The organism is Planococcus sp. CPCC 101016, assembly GCF_007859295.1.
GTDB lineage: Bacteria > Bacillota > Bacilli > Bacillales_A > Planococcaceae > Planococcus.
In genome coordinates this window covers 1,344,754-1,359,474 of record NZ_VOHB01000002.1, presented here as the reverse complement: position 1 = coordinate 1,359,474, position 14,721 = coordinate 1,344,754, and the positions used below count along the sequence as shown (strand labels likewise).

Here is a 14,721-nt window from a genome sequence, read left to right as displayed (position 1 = left end):
ATTATTCTCCTTTGTGATTCATTAAGCATTATGTCTGTGATAAGCCATATCTTTGCGATCCTGCAAAACTTTTGCCGTAATTTCATCAGCATTGTCTGTTTCATTTCGCAGCCATTCATAGAACACCAACCATAGGAATACGGTAAAAACAAGCTCCTGAAGAACTTTCATGGTAATTCCACCGGTACGCTGATCTTCTATCGCTGACATGGTAGAGAACAGTTCAGGACCTGATAGGTTCAATTGTGACAGTGTTCCAGCAGGGACACATAATGCCATTGCCTGCAGCCATGCTTCTCCGTCCGTATAGGTCGCGTAAAAAGGGTTACCGCTGAAGATGATCAATGCGCACGCAGGCGTCATTAGAACACTAAGACCGAATAAATACGCCAGTTTACTCAAACCATGGAATTTGTGCATGCCTTCCAAATTATTAACGACTGGCCACCAATAGAAAATAGCAGATGTAAACAGTATGATATTGACGGCACCATGAATCAAAGCATCTTGTTTCACGAAATCAAAAACCATAGGGATATGGTAAAACGAAAAAACCATTCCGAACAAGATTAATGCAAGCATTGGTTTTGTAAAGAAAAGAAAGAGTGGTTTGATTACCGGCAAGTCAATGAACGCTCTCCAAAGATATGTCGGGATCCCCATAATCAATAATGGCGGTATTAGTAAAAGTAATAACGCCATCTGAACCATGTGCATGGTAAACAGGATATGTCCGTATAAATCCACAGGCGAACCTTTGATAATATAAAGCAGGACGATGCCTGATACAAATAGTGCAGCTTCTCGTATGCTAAGCGGCTGGTTGCCTTTAAACTTTCCGCGCCATTTTATAGTGATTAAAAAATATAGAATCGTCACCATAACAAGGACTGCTAAGTAGACGGGACTCCATAATGCTTGAAACCCGAAGATACTGATCGGCATGTAACGGGACCTCCTTTTCCTCAAGTACCCTCATTATATAGCGGCTTGCAAACTATATCAATGAACGAACTATGAACAATCTGAAATGCTTCTGTGCCCGTCATAGATTCGACAGGCATAGGACGCTCTCGCGTAGCGGCATTTCTCCAGCCGCTTAGTCAGAGTGGCTTAAAACCCTAGAATCTGGGCGCTGAAGTCTAGACAATCCGAAATGCGGAAGCGCCCGTATAGATTCGACGGGCATAGGACGCTCTGGCGTAGCGGCATTTCTCCAGCCGCTTAGTCAGAGTGGCTTAAAACCCTAGAATCTGGGCGCTGAAGTCTGGACAATCCGAAATGCAGAAGCGCCTTATTTGAAGAACGTTCTAAATCCTATCTGCAAAACGGCAGAAGGTTTGTTTATTCAGGAATAGTGAAAAGATAAAACCCCTTACCTCGAAAGGTAAGGGGTTTTACAGGAAGCCTACCACCAAACAATTGTTACTAATGCAAGAACTGTGATGAAAGCTACGAACATACCACAGAACATGAAGAACGCGACCATGCCATGTCCTTTACCGCTCATGTGCATGAAATAGTAAAGTTGAAGAATGACTTGAATTCCAGCCAACAAAAGGATGATTGGGACGATTAGGTAAGCTGAAAATCCAGCAGCAACCATTGTAAAAGCAATTAATGTCAAAAAGATCATAATTGCAAAAGTTGCTAAATGGCCTCGCATCTCATCCGCTCTTTTTTTCTTCGCATATTCGAATTCTGCTTTCGATCTTACATGAATATGTGTATCGTGTGCCATTATCCGATCACTCCCATCAAATAGACGACAGTAAAGATGAATACCCATACGACGTCAATGAAATGCCAGTATAACGAAGCAAGATAGAATTTAGGTGCATTGTACATATTCAATCCACGTTTTGCGTTGCGGAGCATCAATGCAATAAACCAGCTAAGTCCAAAAAGTACGTGAGCACCGTGCGTTCCAACTAATGTATAAAACGCAGAACTGAATGCACTGTTCGTATAACCGAATCCTAAGTGGACATAGTGGTTAAACTCATAAATCTCCAAGCCAAGGAAAGTTGCACCAAGCAGGACTGTAATTCCTAACCAAGCCTGCATCGCTTTAAAGTTATGATTTTTCATATGATACATAGCGTAGACACTAGTCAATGAAGATGTCAAAAGAATCATTGTCATTGCAAAGACAAGCGGCAGTTCAAAAAGTCCAGCGGCAGAAAATTCCATGCCGCTTGGCCCTTTATCTTTTAATGCAAGGTATGTTGCGAAAAGCGAAGCAAATGTTACTGTCTCCGCAGCAAGAAGCAACCAGAAGCCAATAAACTTATTTTTCCCTTCCATCGTTGCCGTCTCAGGATGTTCCGGCCAAGATTGAGGAGTATATCGTTGATTAATGTCCATCGGTGTTGCCTCCTTTCGCATCTTTCAGTAATTCTGCTTTCGTAATGTGGAAACCTAAATCATCTTTCAATGAACGAACGAGCATCGAACCGAATGTGATCAATAAACCGATGACCAATACTGCTAATGCCCATGGCTTGTCGCCATCCAGGAAGTACAAAGCTCCGAATGATGCAACGAACATACCAAGAGACATTACAAAAGGAATAAAGGAATTATTCGGCATATGGATATCTCCGAGTGGTTCTGCAAAAATCATTCCTTTTTTGTTGCCTTCCATTTTTTCGATCCAGAAAGAATCAAGACCACGAACTAATGGAGTTTGTGCAAAGTTATAAAATGGCGGTGGAGATGGGATTGCCCATTCTAATGTACGGCCGTCGCCCCATGGGTCGTTGCCAACGCGCTCATTTTTAATAGTAGTCATTACAACGTTGACTAGAAGAATGATGACACCGATCGCCATGAAGATAGCGCCGGCTGAACTGATGGCATTGAATAGATCCCATCCTTGATCAGCTCCGAACGTGTAGACGCGGCGAGGCATACCCATTAATCCTAGGAAATGCTGGATAAAGAAAGTCAAATGGAATCCGATGAAGAAGAACCAGAAAGTCCATTTTCCAAGTTTTTCACTAAGCATCGTTCCGAACATTTTTGGCCAGTATAAATGTGTACCTGCAAGGATCGCTAGTACAACACCACCAACGATAACGTAGTGGAAGTGAGCTACGATAAAGTAAGAATCGTGCAATTGGTAATCCAAAGGCGCAATCGCCTGCATTACACCTGTAACCCCACCCGCAACGAATGACGGAATGAAAGCTACAGCATAGATCATTGGAGTTGTAAAGGAAATGCTTCCTCCCCAAATCGTTAACAACCAGTTGAAGATCTTAATTCCTGTTGGGACAGCAATGATCATTGTGGCAAGAGCGAATACAGCATTAGCTGTTGGCCCTAAGCCGACTGTGAACATATGGTGAGCCCATACCATGAATCCGTAGAAACCAATTAGAATTGTTGCGAAAACAAGTGCAGTGTATCCGAAAAGACGTTTACGAGAGAAGATTGCAAAGATTTCGGAGAAAATACCGAAAGCCGGCAAAATCAAAATGTAAACTTCGGGGTGGCCGAAAATCCAGAATAAATGCTCCCAAATGATCGTGTTACCGCCCATTTCAACTGCAAAGAAACTAGCACCGAACAAACGGTCAAAAACCATGAAGAAAAGTCCGACTGTAAGTGGTGGGAACGCCAATAAGATCAAAGCAGAAGCAACAAAAGTTGTCCATGTGAACAATGGCATTCTCATATAAGTCATACCCGGTGCACGCATATTGATGATCGTAACCAGGAAGTTAATACCTGCGATCAAGGTACCAAAACCGGAAATTGTTAATCCCAATGTATAGAAGTCAATTCCGTGCCCTTCTGATGCAAGTGCCAACGAAGCATAGTTCGTCCAACCTGCATCCGGCGCGCCTCCCATGAACCAAGAAAGGTTCAAGAAAATACCACCAAAGAAGAATAGCCAGAAACCTAGTGAATTCAAGAATGGGAATGCTACATCACGCGCCCCGATTTGCAAAGGCATAATAGCGTTCATGAAAGCCAGTAGTATCGGCATTGACGCCAAGAAAATCATAGTAGTACCGTGCATTGTAATAATTTCGTTATATAGTCCAGCACTCAGGAAATCATTTCCTGCTTTCGCCAACTGGATACGGATCATCATTGCTTCTATACCACCAACCAGGAAGAAGAAACCACCTGAGATGAGATAGAGGATAGCGATCTTCTTATGGTCGACCGTCGTCATGAAGTCCCAAATTGTAGCGCCGAAGCCCTTTTTTTGAGCAATAGAACTCACACTGTATACCTCCCTTTTTTAAGCTTTTTTTCTACTCTTCAACTGTTAAGCCCATTAGATAAGCTGCAAGAGCATCGAGTTCTTGTTCTGACAATTCTTCACCGTTGTTTAATGAAGACGCATCAGGCATTAAGTTGCCTGGCTTGTATTCCTGTGGATCTTGAATCCAGTTTTTAAGATTCTCTTCGTTATGTTCTAAGTATCCTGCAACGCGGTTGCGGTCACCGAATGTTGCCAAGTTAGGTCCGATTCCTCCTGTACCGCCAGAACCAGAAATGGCGTGGCATTGGATACAGGCTAAGCCATCAGGTCCAAACAATTCTTCACCTTGCTGAGCAAGATCGCCTTCAGCAACAGGCGGTTCTTCAGACTGCATCGCAGTAACCCATTGATCAAACTCTTCACGGTCCACTGTTTTCACTTTGAAATCCATCAAAGCGTGCGAAGGTCCGCAAAGTTCAGCACATTTACCATAGAATACACCGTCATCAAGTTCCGATGATTCCTGGTTGAATGTTAAGTAGAAAGTGTTGACGTTTTCAGGGTTGACGTCCAATTTACCGCCAACGGATGGAATCCAAAAAGAGTGTTTGATGTCTGCTGAAATCAAGTTAAAGTAAACGCGTTCATCAGTCGGTACGACCAATTCCTGTGCAGTTACAATTCCCTGTTCAGGGTATTCAAATTCCCACCAGTAAAGTTTTCCAGTTACATTGACTGTCAAGTGAGTTGAAGTGCCATCCTCTGCCTGTACGTCCATCGTTGAAACGTCAGCCAAATCGAATGTTGAATACACAGTTGGAACAGCAAGAATCAAAAGAAGGACAATCGGTACAGCTGTCCATAAAAATTCCAGTCTTGCACTTCCTTCAACCTGTTCGGGAATCATGTCTTCCCCCATTTTAGAACGGCGGAACTTCACGATTGCTAAAACGAAAATAATCGATACAACAATAATGACAAATAGCATAACGATTGATGATAAAATCAATAAGTTAAATTGATCTTGGGCAACTTCGCCTGCTGGTATTAAGGTCGAAATTTCTTCGCGTCCACATCCCGCAAGAAAAACCAATAATGCGGTCATCAATGCGAAAAGCCGCCATTTTTTTATTCCTTTCATCATAGCTTTTCATACCCCTCTCTCATTTAAATAGTTTCTCTTTAGAAATGGTCATTAGATGAAGACAGCAAAAATGATCATTGAAACAAATAGGATGGTCATATAGTTCAATGAATAAATGAACATCGTCTTCGCCCATTTCAAGTCATCAGTCACTTTAAATCCACGAATGGCGAGTACAAGCCAGCCGATATTCAAAAGTGTCGCTAAGATGATGAAGCCTGTCCCGAGTTCCATTAACAGGAATGGCAGAGGGAAAAGCATTACAACCCATGCAAGCATCGATTTTTTGGTTCGGTGAAAACCTTTAATTACCGGTAGCATCGGAATACCTGCTGCCCGATACTCTTCCGTTCGTTTCATAGCCAAAGCATAAAAATGCGGTGGCTGCCAAATGAACATAATCAGGAATAATGCCCAAGCACCCATACCGAGTGCCGGTTCCACGGCAGCCCATCCGATTAGCGGCGGAATTGCACCAGAGATGCTCCCCACAATCGTATTGCTGACATGGCGTCTTTTTGACCACATGGAATATAAGACGACATAAGCTAAAACTCCGGCAATCCCCAATACACCAGCTGATACAGAAGCGGAAAACAAAAACAATTCGCCTATAACGATGAAAGAAACAGCTAGTGCCAATACAGCCGATGGCTTGAATCTTCCTGTCACTGTCGGACGTGCTTTCTTACTTTCCATCAAGGGGTCTATATCCGTATCAATATAGTTATTCATAGCTGCAGAACCCGCAATGATCAGTGCAGAACCAACTATGGTATAGACAAGGATGTCCAGCTCGTTCAGAAAATGTCTGTCTGAAAACTGGAATGCGAGCCACAATCCTGTAAAGACAGTAATCAAATTGGAGTTAACGATTCCAATTTTTATAAGTGCCAAAAAGTCTTTCAGGAATGTCGTCGCTTCCGGTGCTGCATGTGTCTCTGCAGACATTGCCCGGCCGTTTGACATATAAGTCCCTCCTTTCAAAGTTGTAAGCATATTCCGCTAACCATAACTATATCTAAATTCCAGCTTTTTTTCTACATATAACTGAAATTTCCTGATAAAAGAGATGATTTTCACGCAATTGGTCTCACAAATATCCACCTCCTATCATACCTCAACGATCACACTATTTTAAGATAGAAAAATAATAGTTTTTGAACAGTTTGTGAAGCTCCATTTATTATGTCCAAATCTTGAAAGTTTCCACTATTGTTGATTTCTCGTTGTATTTTCAAGAAACATTCGCTATTATCGAGTATGCAGGTAGATGGACGTTGAAAAGTTTTCTATAGAAAAAGTAGGTGGTATTTTGCAGCAGAATAGATATATAAAATGGTTTGCCGTTGCGGCTACCATAGGTATGTTATTGATTCTTTTGGGCGGCGCGCTTGTCACTAAGACCGATAGCGGATTAGGTTGCGGCCGTAATTGGCCCGATTGTAATGGCAAACTGATTCCAGATAATATTACAACTGAAGTCTTAATTGAATTTTCCCACCGGCTTGTTACCGGAGTCGTCGGCATATTGATTGTCGTTTTGGCTGTTTGGGCTTGGAGAAGATTCGGACATGTACGAGAAACCAAGTTTTTGGCAATCATGGCCGTATTCTTTTTGATACTGCAGGCATTAATTGGCGCAGCACAGGTTCTTTGGGGACAAGGTGATTTCATCTTAGCTCTTCATTTCGGAATTTCCCTCCTGTCGTTCGCTTCCATACTGCTTTTGACACTATTGATTTTTGAAGTGGATCGTAAATTTGATGCCGACCGGTTGCGAATCGGCAAAAAATTACGCTTCCATACCTTAGGTGTTACCTTGTATTCCTATATTGTTGTTTACACCGGTGCCCTGGTTCGCCATACGAAGTCAAGTCTGATTTGTTCAGATTGGCCGTTATGCCGAAACGACAATTTTGCGTTGCCGAGCAATATGTACGAATGGGTCCAAATGGGTCATCGTACTGCAGCCGGGTTGATCGTTATATGGCTAGGATATATCGCTTGGCATGCCATCAAGCATTACAAAGATCAGCGCGTCATCTACTGGGGCTGGACAATCGCTTTCATCATTGTCTTGCTTCAAGCGACAACCGGCATGCTGGTTGTCTTGACAAAACTGAACTTGTTTGTAGCTTTGCTGCATTCATTGCTGATTTCCATGCTATTCGGTTTACTTTGTTACATGGTGCTGCTCGTTTCTCGCAGCCGAATTAAAAAATCTTCATAAGAAAAAGGGCTGGCGCAAAGGCGCCAGCCCTTTTTCTTATTTTTTCTCCAGTTCAATCAACAGGTCGCCTGTAGAAATGCCGTCGTTGGCAACTACATGGATATCCTGAATTGTTCCATCGAACGGAGCTTGCACAGTTGTTTCCATCTTCATTGCTTCAGTTACCAGCAAATGATCTCCACGGTTTACTTTTGCCCCTTTTTCTGTAAGCACTTTTAACACAGTACCAGGCATGGTCGCCGCAATATGGCTTTCATTTGTAGGATTTGCTTTCGGTTTAGCTGAACTGTCTGTTTCCACGGTCATGTCTTGAATGCTGACTTCACGAGGTTGACCATTCAACTCAAAGTAGATGATGCGTGTTCCGTCTTTTTGCGGTTCACCGATCGATACCATTTTAACCATTAAGGTTTTGCCTTTTTCGATTTCCACTTCAATTTCTTCGCCTAATCTCATTCCATATAAGAAGGTTAAGGTATCGAGAACAGACACATTACCAAACTGGACATTCGTGGCTGTATATTCCTCGAACACTTTCGGGTAAAGCGCATAAGCAAGAATCTCATGACTTGTTACCGGGCGCTCCAGTTTATCATACAAGGTCTTTTGAATTTCATCAAAATCTACCGGTTCCAAAAGTTCACCAGGACGGACCGTAATTGGCTTACGCTCTTTTAAGATGACTTTCTGAAGTTCTTCCGGAAAACCGCCATGAGGCTGGCCAATATATCCCTCAAAAAATTCAATGACTGATTCTGGGAAATCAATTGTTTTCCCGCGGGAAATCACCGTTTTTTCATCCAATTCATTTTGGACCATAAACAATGCCATGTCTCCTACTACTTTCGAAGAAGGTGTAACTTTTACTACATCCCCAAATAATAAATTGACACGAGAATACATGGCTTTAACTTCTTCCCAACGCATTCCAAGACCTACAGATTTTGACTGTTGCTGAAGATTGCTGTACTGCCCGCCCGGCATTTCGTGAACATAGACCTCAGAATGAGGACTGTTCATGCCACTTTCAAAGTCGACATAGTATTTGCGGACATCTTCCCAATAATGGGACAATTTTTCAAGCCCGTTAACATCCGCTCTGACTTGGCGTCCAGTGCCGCTTGTCGCATAGTAAAGCGAATTGGCGCTAGGCTGCGATGTTAGACCTGCCATCGATCCGAGAGCCGTATCGACGATATCCACACCAGCTTCAATAGCTTTTGAATACAAGTAGATGCCATTGCCGCTCGTATCATGTGTATGAAGATGGATTGGCAATGAAACGGTATCTTTTAATTCGGATACCAAACGATACGCTGCTTCAGGCTTCAAGAGGCCAGCCATATCTTTGATGGCCAAAATATGAGCACCTGCCGCTTCTAATTCTTTTGCCATATCCTTGTAATATTGAACCGTATATTTGTCACGGCTCGGGTCCAGAATATCTCCAGTGTAGCAAATCGCTGCTTCTGCGATTTTACCTGACTGGCGAACTTCATCAATCGCTACTTCCATTCCTTTGATCCAGTTCAAGCTATCGAAGATACGGAATACGTCGATTCCCGCATCGCCGGATTTACGAACGAATTCACGAATGACATTATCCGGATAATTTTTGTATCCAACAGCATTAGCCCCACGGAACAGCATTTGGAACAATACATTCGGAATTTCCTTGCGAAGTTTGATCAGGCGTTCCCATGGATCTTCTTTCAAGAATCTGTAGGATACGTCAAAAGTTGCGCCTCCCCACATTTCCAATGAAAATAGATCATTTTGCAAACGTGCTGTTTCTTTCGCAATTTCAAATAAGTCGTGTGAACGGACGCGGGTAGCCAATAGCGATTGGTGTGCATCGCGGAATGTTGTATCGGTCAATAACACGTCTTTTTGTTCATGAATCCATTTTGTTAACCCTTCGGCACCCTGCTGATCAAAGATTTGCTTCGTACCGATTGGTGCTTGAGATAAAAGATCCACTTCCGGTTTCCGCGGAGCTGCATAAATCGGTTTATTTTTCTTTTCAATTCCAGGGAAGCCATTGACCGTTACATTGCCGATATAGCTCAATAACTTCGTCCCCCGGTCTTTCCGAACTGGGAATATGAACAATTCTGGAGTTGTATCGATAAAGCTTGTATCAAATTCACCTTTAATGAAGTTCTTATGTTTCACTACATTTTCAAGGAAAGGAATATTAGTTTTGATTCCGCGAATACGGAATTCCTGGAGGTTGCGGTCCATTTTAGCAGCTGCTTCTTTGAACGTTACTGCCCAAGTTGAAACCTTGACCAAAAGCGAATCATAATAAGGTGATATGACAGCTCCCTGGAAGCCGTTACCTGCATCCAAACGCACCCCGAATCCACCACCCGAGCGGTAAACCATCAATTTTCCCGCATCCGGCATGAAATCGTTCAAAGGATCTTCCGTAGTTACACGGGATTGGATTGCAAAACCGAATAGGGGTATTTCACTTTGCTGTGGAATTCCCACTTCTTCACTATGTATCATATGCCCTCTGGCAATATGAATCTGTGAATGGACAATATCAATTCCTGTAATCATTTCTGTAATTGTATGTTCCACCTGTATGCGTGGATTTACCTCAATAAAGTAAAATTCATCATTGGCTACAAGAAATTCGACTGTGCCGGCATTTATGTAGTTAATGTTTTTCATCAATTTTACTGCGGCATCACAAATTTCATTGCGCAATTCATTACTGATTGAATTGGAAGGAGCGATTTCTACGACTTTTTGATGACGGCGCTGAATCGAACAATCTCTTTCGTATAAATGGATGACATTTCCGTCTGAATCACCCAGAATCTGGACTTCAATATGCTTTGGCTTCTCGACGAATTTTTCGACATACATTTCATCTGATCCAAAAGCAGCTTTCGCCTCAGACTTAGCCCGTTCATATGAAGAAGCCAATTCTTCCTGGGATCTGACGATTCGCATACCGCGTCCTCCGCCGCCAAGAGATGCTTTGATCATTAACGGAAACCCTGCTGTTCTGCTGAACTCTTCAACTTCTTCCAATGACTCTACTGGACCATCTGTTCCAGGTATTACGGGAATACCCGCGTTAATTGCTTGCGTCCGCGCTTTTACTTTATCGCCGAACATATCCAAGTGCTGAGAGGTCGGGCCGATAAAGACGATCCCTTCTTCTTCACAGCGCCTTGCAAAATGGACGTTTTCAGACAAGAAACCATAACCCGGATGAATTGCGTCCACGTTTGAATCTTTTGCGATGCGGATGATGTCTTCAATATCCAAATATGCATCGATTGGTTTTTTGCCTTTCCCCACTAAATAGGATTCATCCGCTTTATAGCGGTGATATGAACCACTGTCTTCCTGAGAGTAAATTGCAACTGTTTGAATTTTCAGTTCTGTACAAGCGCGGAAAACCCGAATAGCGATTTCTCCGCGGTTGGCCACCAAGATTTTGTTAATCTCCTTCACACCGCAGCACACCCTTTACTTTTTCGTTTTTTCGTATTTGTTGAACATGGAAACATTCATTAATACTCCCATAGCTAAAGATAACAAAATTACAGACGTTCCGCCATAGCTTATAAATGGAAGTGTTACTCCAGTTAACGGAATAATGCCGGTCAAGCCGCCCAAATTCACAAAAGATTGAATTCCAATCATGCTGGAAACCCCCGCTGCAAGCATTCTAGCCAACGGGTCATGGGTCGTCATGGCAATCCAAAGTCCCCGAAGCACAATAAATCCTAAACCGCCCAAAACAAAGACTACACCAAGTACACCGAGCTCCTCAGCGATGACCGACATGATGAAATCGGTATGGGGTTCCGGCAGATAACCTAATTTTTGAATGGATTGTCCAAGCCCTAACCCACTTAAGCCCCCGGATCCGATAGCCAGATATCCGTTGACAATTTGAAAACCGAATCCTAATTCATCTGAAAATGGATTAAAGAAAGCATCCAGACGGCCGAGACGTTTTTCAGTGAAAATTAAATCACCGGCAAAAATCATAAAAGGTACGATAATGACCGAAGCCGCTGCTACAAAGACAGTTGCAAGCCGGATAAATGGTTTTAGACGGACCCCGCTTGCGGACATGACAGATAATCCGACTGCGCCAATGATCAGCATCGACCCTAGATCCGGTTCAAGGAATACCGAAAACAATACCAGCGTCAAAATTATCACTGGCGGTATAATGGATTCATTTAATTTATTGATTGTGCCGTTATTGTATTTATTTGAAAAAACACCGGCCAAATAGAGAATCATGCCGACTTTCGCCACTTCAGAAGGCTGGATGTTGGCAAAACCGACGCTGATCCAGCTTCTTGCACCACCGGCTGCAAAACCGACAAAGTGAACAGCGATCAGTCCGGAAAAGACTACCGCTAGAATTGTAACCATCATCCAGCGTTTTTTAAAATGCTTATACGGAAACACAGCTCCAATAGCAAACATAGGGAACGCAATTGCTAAGTTTATTAATTGCTGTATGTAAAAGCGGTTGGGCTCAGAGCCATAATAATTGACCGACCAAGCCATGCTTGAACTGTAAATCATGATCAAGCCGAATATCGTTAAGGCCAAATAAGTAAAGAATAAAGGATAGTCGAAAAACTTTGCGTATTTCTTGATGTAAGATTTCATTTTCATACCTCGTTTTGTTTGATGGATTGTTAATAAAAGCGAAAGCGCCCTGTTAGATTTGACGGGCATAAGACGCACTGTCGAAGCGGCGTTTCTTCAGCCGCACAGCCAGAGTGGCTTATGACCCTCGAATCTGGGCGCTGGAGCTGGATAAGAAGAAAAGCAGAAGCAGCCTTGTAGCCCCGACAAGCGCTGGAAGTTTTAACGGCAATGGCGTTCTTCAGCCATTGCTGGAAAAACTGAAGCGACTCGAAGGGCTGGCTGCTGGAGCTGGACAATAAGGAAAGCAGAAGCTAACCTAAAACGCGACTTCCTCCTGCAGCGGTTAGCTGATCCTCATCCTGCTAACCCTCGACGGGCATAAGACGTACTGGCGAAGTCGCATGTTCCCAGCCTCACAGCCAGAATGGCTTATGATCCTCGAATCTGAGCACTGGAATATAGACAATAAAACTCTTTACTTATTACATTGTAAAAAAAACTCAAACAAAATTCGTTTGAGTTTTAGATCATTTATTTGTATACGCTTCATGTAGAATAGAAAGTTTCTTTTCCAGCGTATCCATTAAATTTTTTCCAGCCTCACGTTCGATGAGTCCCAGCTTAACCGCAAAGTCGATTTCGCGTGAAAGACCGAACATTTGGGTGTCAAGCACCTCTTCATATAAAGGACAAGATGGCAACGTCAGATGATCCATTTGCACCTTGATCAATTGCTCGATTTTTTCTGCATCAGCTTTGAGGAGTTCTAAAGCCTTTAGATGGTATGTTTGTTCTTCTGTATGTTCCATGAGGACTCCCCCATTTTATGAGTTTTCTTCTCTATTTTCCTGTTTAAAGTGTATCTTTTAAGGAGGGAAAATGCAAGCCTCTATGACGAAAGAGATGAATCCCTTTAGCAACTTGACACAAAAAGGTATACTGTTAAGAGAGTGATTATTTAAATGGAGGGTTTACCCATGGAATTTATCGTACCTTTTAAAGGTGAAGTGAAATTTAAACTGATATTAGATCCAACAGTATGGATTTTTGATGATCGTAAATTGAATTTGGAAACGTATTTTCAGGAAGAGCGAATCGAAAAAGACGAACTTGAAGAATACAAGCGCGGGATGGGTGAACATTGGTCCCGTGAAATCATGGAAGGCAATACAGTTCCGCCGACCTTGAATTCAGAAAAAACCTATAAGAGCAAAGAAAAAAAAGAAATGCTTACAGGAACATTCGGCATCGTGTTTAAGCCATTTCTATGGAATGCAGAACCTTATGAACACACAAAACGTGTAGTTTTTGAAACCTTACACGGCGAATTCGAGTTTCCGATTGAACACGCTGAACAATTAATCTTCAAATTCAGCGAAAAAGGCCAACCCCTTAAAGAAGACGGTCCTGTACACGTTCTTCTTCCGGATGGTTCCAACCAGGAAAATCCGATTACTGATATCCAAGCCATCCGATTTGAATAGGAGTGATTCACCATGCGTGTACAATGCGTAATCTGCGATAAGATTGAGGAATTAGTGGATGACACACTGCAGGCCAAACGCCTGCGCAATAGACCTATCCACACCCATATGTGCAATGAATGCCATGACCGAATCACAGAAAGGACCAAAGAACGCTTAGCAACCGGTTCTTTCCGCTTTTACCGCAGTTCCCGCAGCATTGAGGATGACTTCTGATGAAGCTCTTAAAAGGCATCTGGATCGGCTTCTGGAGTGGATTGATTTTAGGGCTTTTACTAAAGTGGATTCAATCCGTCACTGGCGAACAAGTATATACCCTACTATTGAATGTTGATTTTATTCCGATAATCGGAAATGTGCAGTGGTCCGAGGTCACAGAATTCATTTTTCACATGAGCATCTCGTTGATTATTGGAGTGGTATTTGTATATATATCGAAACGGCGCAATTACTCATTTGGCCAATTGGTAATCATCAGCTTGTTGCTTTCAGTGCCTTTCCCATTTCTCTTTTTCCTATTGTCTTGGTTAGCAGTTGAAGCCAATGTTCCAGCTGTTACTGATTGGGGAGCCTTTCTTTATTGGGTTTTCGCCCATCTCACTTATTCTTTGCTGTTACCGATTCTATACAAAACCTTTGAACGCAAAAACGCTGTATCTCAATGAGATACAGCGTTTTCGCGTTTTTCGCGCCATAGGCGGATTTTATAAAGAATCAGTATGAGCGCCGCAATAACAAGCCCTTCTACAATCGGCAGGAAGAAGGCAAGAAACGTAAGCCCTAAACCGCCGACTGCCAGAAACAGGCCAATCATTGCATTTTTTCCAAGTGATAACTTTTTAGCAAACCCTAATTTATAAACGAATGCCGAGAGCAGGAAAATAACCGCAAATAATGCGTATCCTGCCGCTTCAAAACTCGGCAGACTCTGGTATAGAATTCGGGCTACCGGATACATATTGTCATAGACAAAAGCTTGATCGTCCACGGGCTATAC

At 42.7% G+C, this 14,721-nt stretch carries 15 protein-coding genes; 5 read left to right on the top strand and 10 right to left on the bottom strand.

From position 1 onward, the window contains the following. Positions 1–21 precede the first annotated feature (21 nt). The 6 genes from ctaG to cyoE form a co-directional block, all read right to left on the bottom strand. Positions 22–945, bottom strand: a complete 924-nt coding sequence (gene ctaG / locus FQV26_RS06240) for a cytochrome c oxidase assembly factor CtaG (protein WP_146556496.1) — start codon at positions 943–945, stop codon at positions 22–24. A 463-nt stretch (positions 946–1,408) separates the two neighbouring features. Continuing rightward, positions 1,409–1,741 carry a cytochrome c oxidase subunit IVB gene (gene ctaF, locus FQV26_RS06235; RefSeq protein ID WP_146556495.1) on the bottom strand — a complete coding sequence of 111 codons (333 nt, stop codon included), beginning with the start codon at positions 1,739–1,741 and terminating at the stop codon, positions 1,409–1,411. Further along, complete coding sequence (locus FQV26_RS06230; protein ID WP_146556494.1) at positions 1,741–2,367, bottom strand: cytochrome (ubi)quinol oxidase subunit III; 627 nt, start codon at positions 2,365–2,367, stop codon at positions 1,741–1,743. The genes ctaF and FQV26_RS06230 overlap by 1 nt, the downstream gene beginning before the upstream one ends. After that, positions 2,357–4,240, bottom strand: a complete 1,884-nt coding sequence (locus FQV26_RS06225) for a cytochrome c oxidase subunit I (protein WP_146556493.1) — start codon at positions 4,238–4,240, stop codon at positions 2,357–2,359. Before FQV26_RS06225 ends, FQV26_RS06230 begins: the two co-directional genes overlap by 11 nt. A gap of 31 nt (positions 4,241–4,271) precedes the next feature. Beyond that, a complete protein-coding gene (coxB, locus tag FQV26_RS06220) occupies positions 4,272–5,366 on the bottom strand; it encodes a cytochrome c oxidase subunit II (protein WP_146556492.1) in 1,095 nt (364 codons plus the stop codon). Between the two features lie 51 nt (positions 5,367–5,417). Next, positions 5,418–6,335 (bottom strand): heme o synthase, encoded by a 918-nt coding sequence (gene cyoE / locus FQV26_RS06215; protein ID WP_146556491.1) that lies wholly within the window; start codon positions 6,333–6,335, stop codon positions 5,418–5,420. 346 nt (positions 6,336–6,681) lie between these two features. On the opposite strand from cyoE, the gene FQV26_RS06210 reads away from it, so the two are divergent. Next, entirely contained in the window at positions 6,682–7,599 is a 918-nt protein-coding gene (locus FQV26_RS06210; protein ID WP_315898434.1) for a COX15/CtaA family protein, read from the top strand. A gap of 36 nt (positions 7,600–7,635) precedes the next feature. Here FQV26_RS06210 and pyc read toward each other — a convergent pair whose 3' ends face one another. Further along, positions 7,636–11,076, bottom strand: coding sequence for a pyruvate carboxylase (gene pyc / locus FQV26_RS06205; RefSeq protein WP_146556489.1), 3,441 nt, complete (start codon positions 11,074–11,076; stop codon positions 7,636–7,638). Positions 11,077–11,091: 15 nt separating this feature from the next. After that, positions 11,092–12,258, bottom strand: coding sequence for an FtsW/RodA/SpoVE family cell cycle protein (locus FQV26_RS06200; RefSeq protein WP_146556488.1), 1,167 nt, complete (start codon positions 12,256–12,258; stop codon positions 11,092–11,094). 113 nt (positions 12,259–12,371) lie between these two features. Between FQV26_RS06200 and FQV26_RS18720 the strand changes: the two genes are divergently transcribed. After that, a complete protein-coding gene (locus FQV26_RS18720; RefSeq protein ID WP_186759643.1) occupies positions 12,372–12,539 on the top strand; it encodes a hypothetical protein in 168 nt (55 codons plus the stop codon). 228 nt (positions 12,540–12,767) lie between these two features. Here FQV26_RS18720 and FQV26_RS06195 read toward each other — a convergent pair whose 3' ends face one another. After that, positions 12,768–13,049 carry an Fpa/YlaN family protein gene (locus tag FQV26_RS06195; RefSeq protein ID WP_058384833.1) on the bottom strand — a complete coding sequence of 94 codons (282 nt, stop codon included), beginning with the start codon at positions 13,047–13,049 and terminating at the stop codon, positions 12,768–12,770. Between the two features lie 168 nt (positions 13,050–13,217). Between FQV26_RS06195 and FQV26_RS06190 the strand changes: the two genes are divergently transcribed. Genes FQV26_RS06190 through FQV26_RS06180 form a run of 3 tightly spaced genes read left to right on the top strand, consistent with a single transcriptional unit; the run spans position 13,218 to position 14,389 of the window. Continuing rightward, on the top strand, positions 13,218–13,724 hold the full coding sequence (locus FQV26_RS06190; protein ID WP_146556487.1) for a peptidyl-prolyl cis-trans isomerase: 507 nt from the start codon (positions 13,218–13,220) through the stop codon (positions 13,722–13,724). 12 nt (positions 13,725–13,736) lie between these two features. Then, positions 13,737–13,940 carry a YlaI family protein gene (locus tag FQV26_RS06185; RefSeq protein ID WP_146556486.1) on the top strand — a complete coding sequence of 68 codons (204 nt, stop codon included), beginning with the start codon at positions 13,737–13,739 and terminating at the stop codon, positions 13,938–13,940. Then, complete coding sequence (locus FQV26_RS06180) at positions 13,940–14,389, top strand: hypothetical protein (protein ID WP_146556485.1); 450 nt, start codon at positions 13,940–13,942, stop codon at positions 14,387–14,389. The genes FQV26_RS06185 and FQV26_RS06180 overlap by 1 nt, the downstream gene beginning before the upstream one ends. On the opposite strand, the gene FQV26_RS06175 is transcribed toward FQV26_RS06180, so the two are convergent. After that, positions 14,383–14,712: a YlaH-like family protein gene (locus FQV26_RS06175; protein ID WP_146556484.1), complete on the bottom strand. Its 330-nt coding sequence runs from the start codon at positions 14,710–14,712 to the stop codon at positions 14,383–14,385. The genes FQV26_RS06180 and FQV26_RS06175 overlap by 7 nt on opposite strands. Positions 14,713–14,721 lie beyond the last annotated feature (9 nt).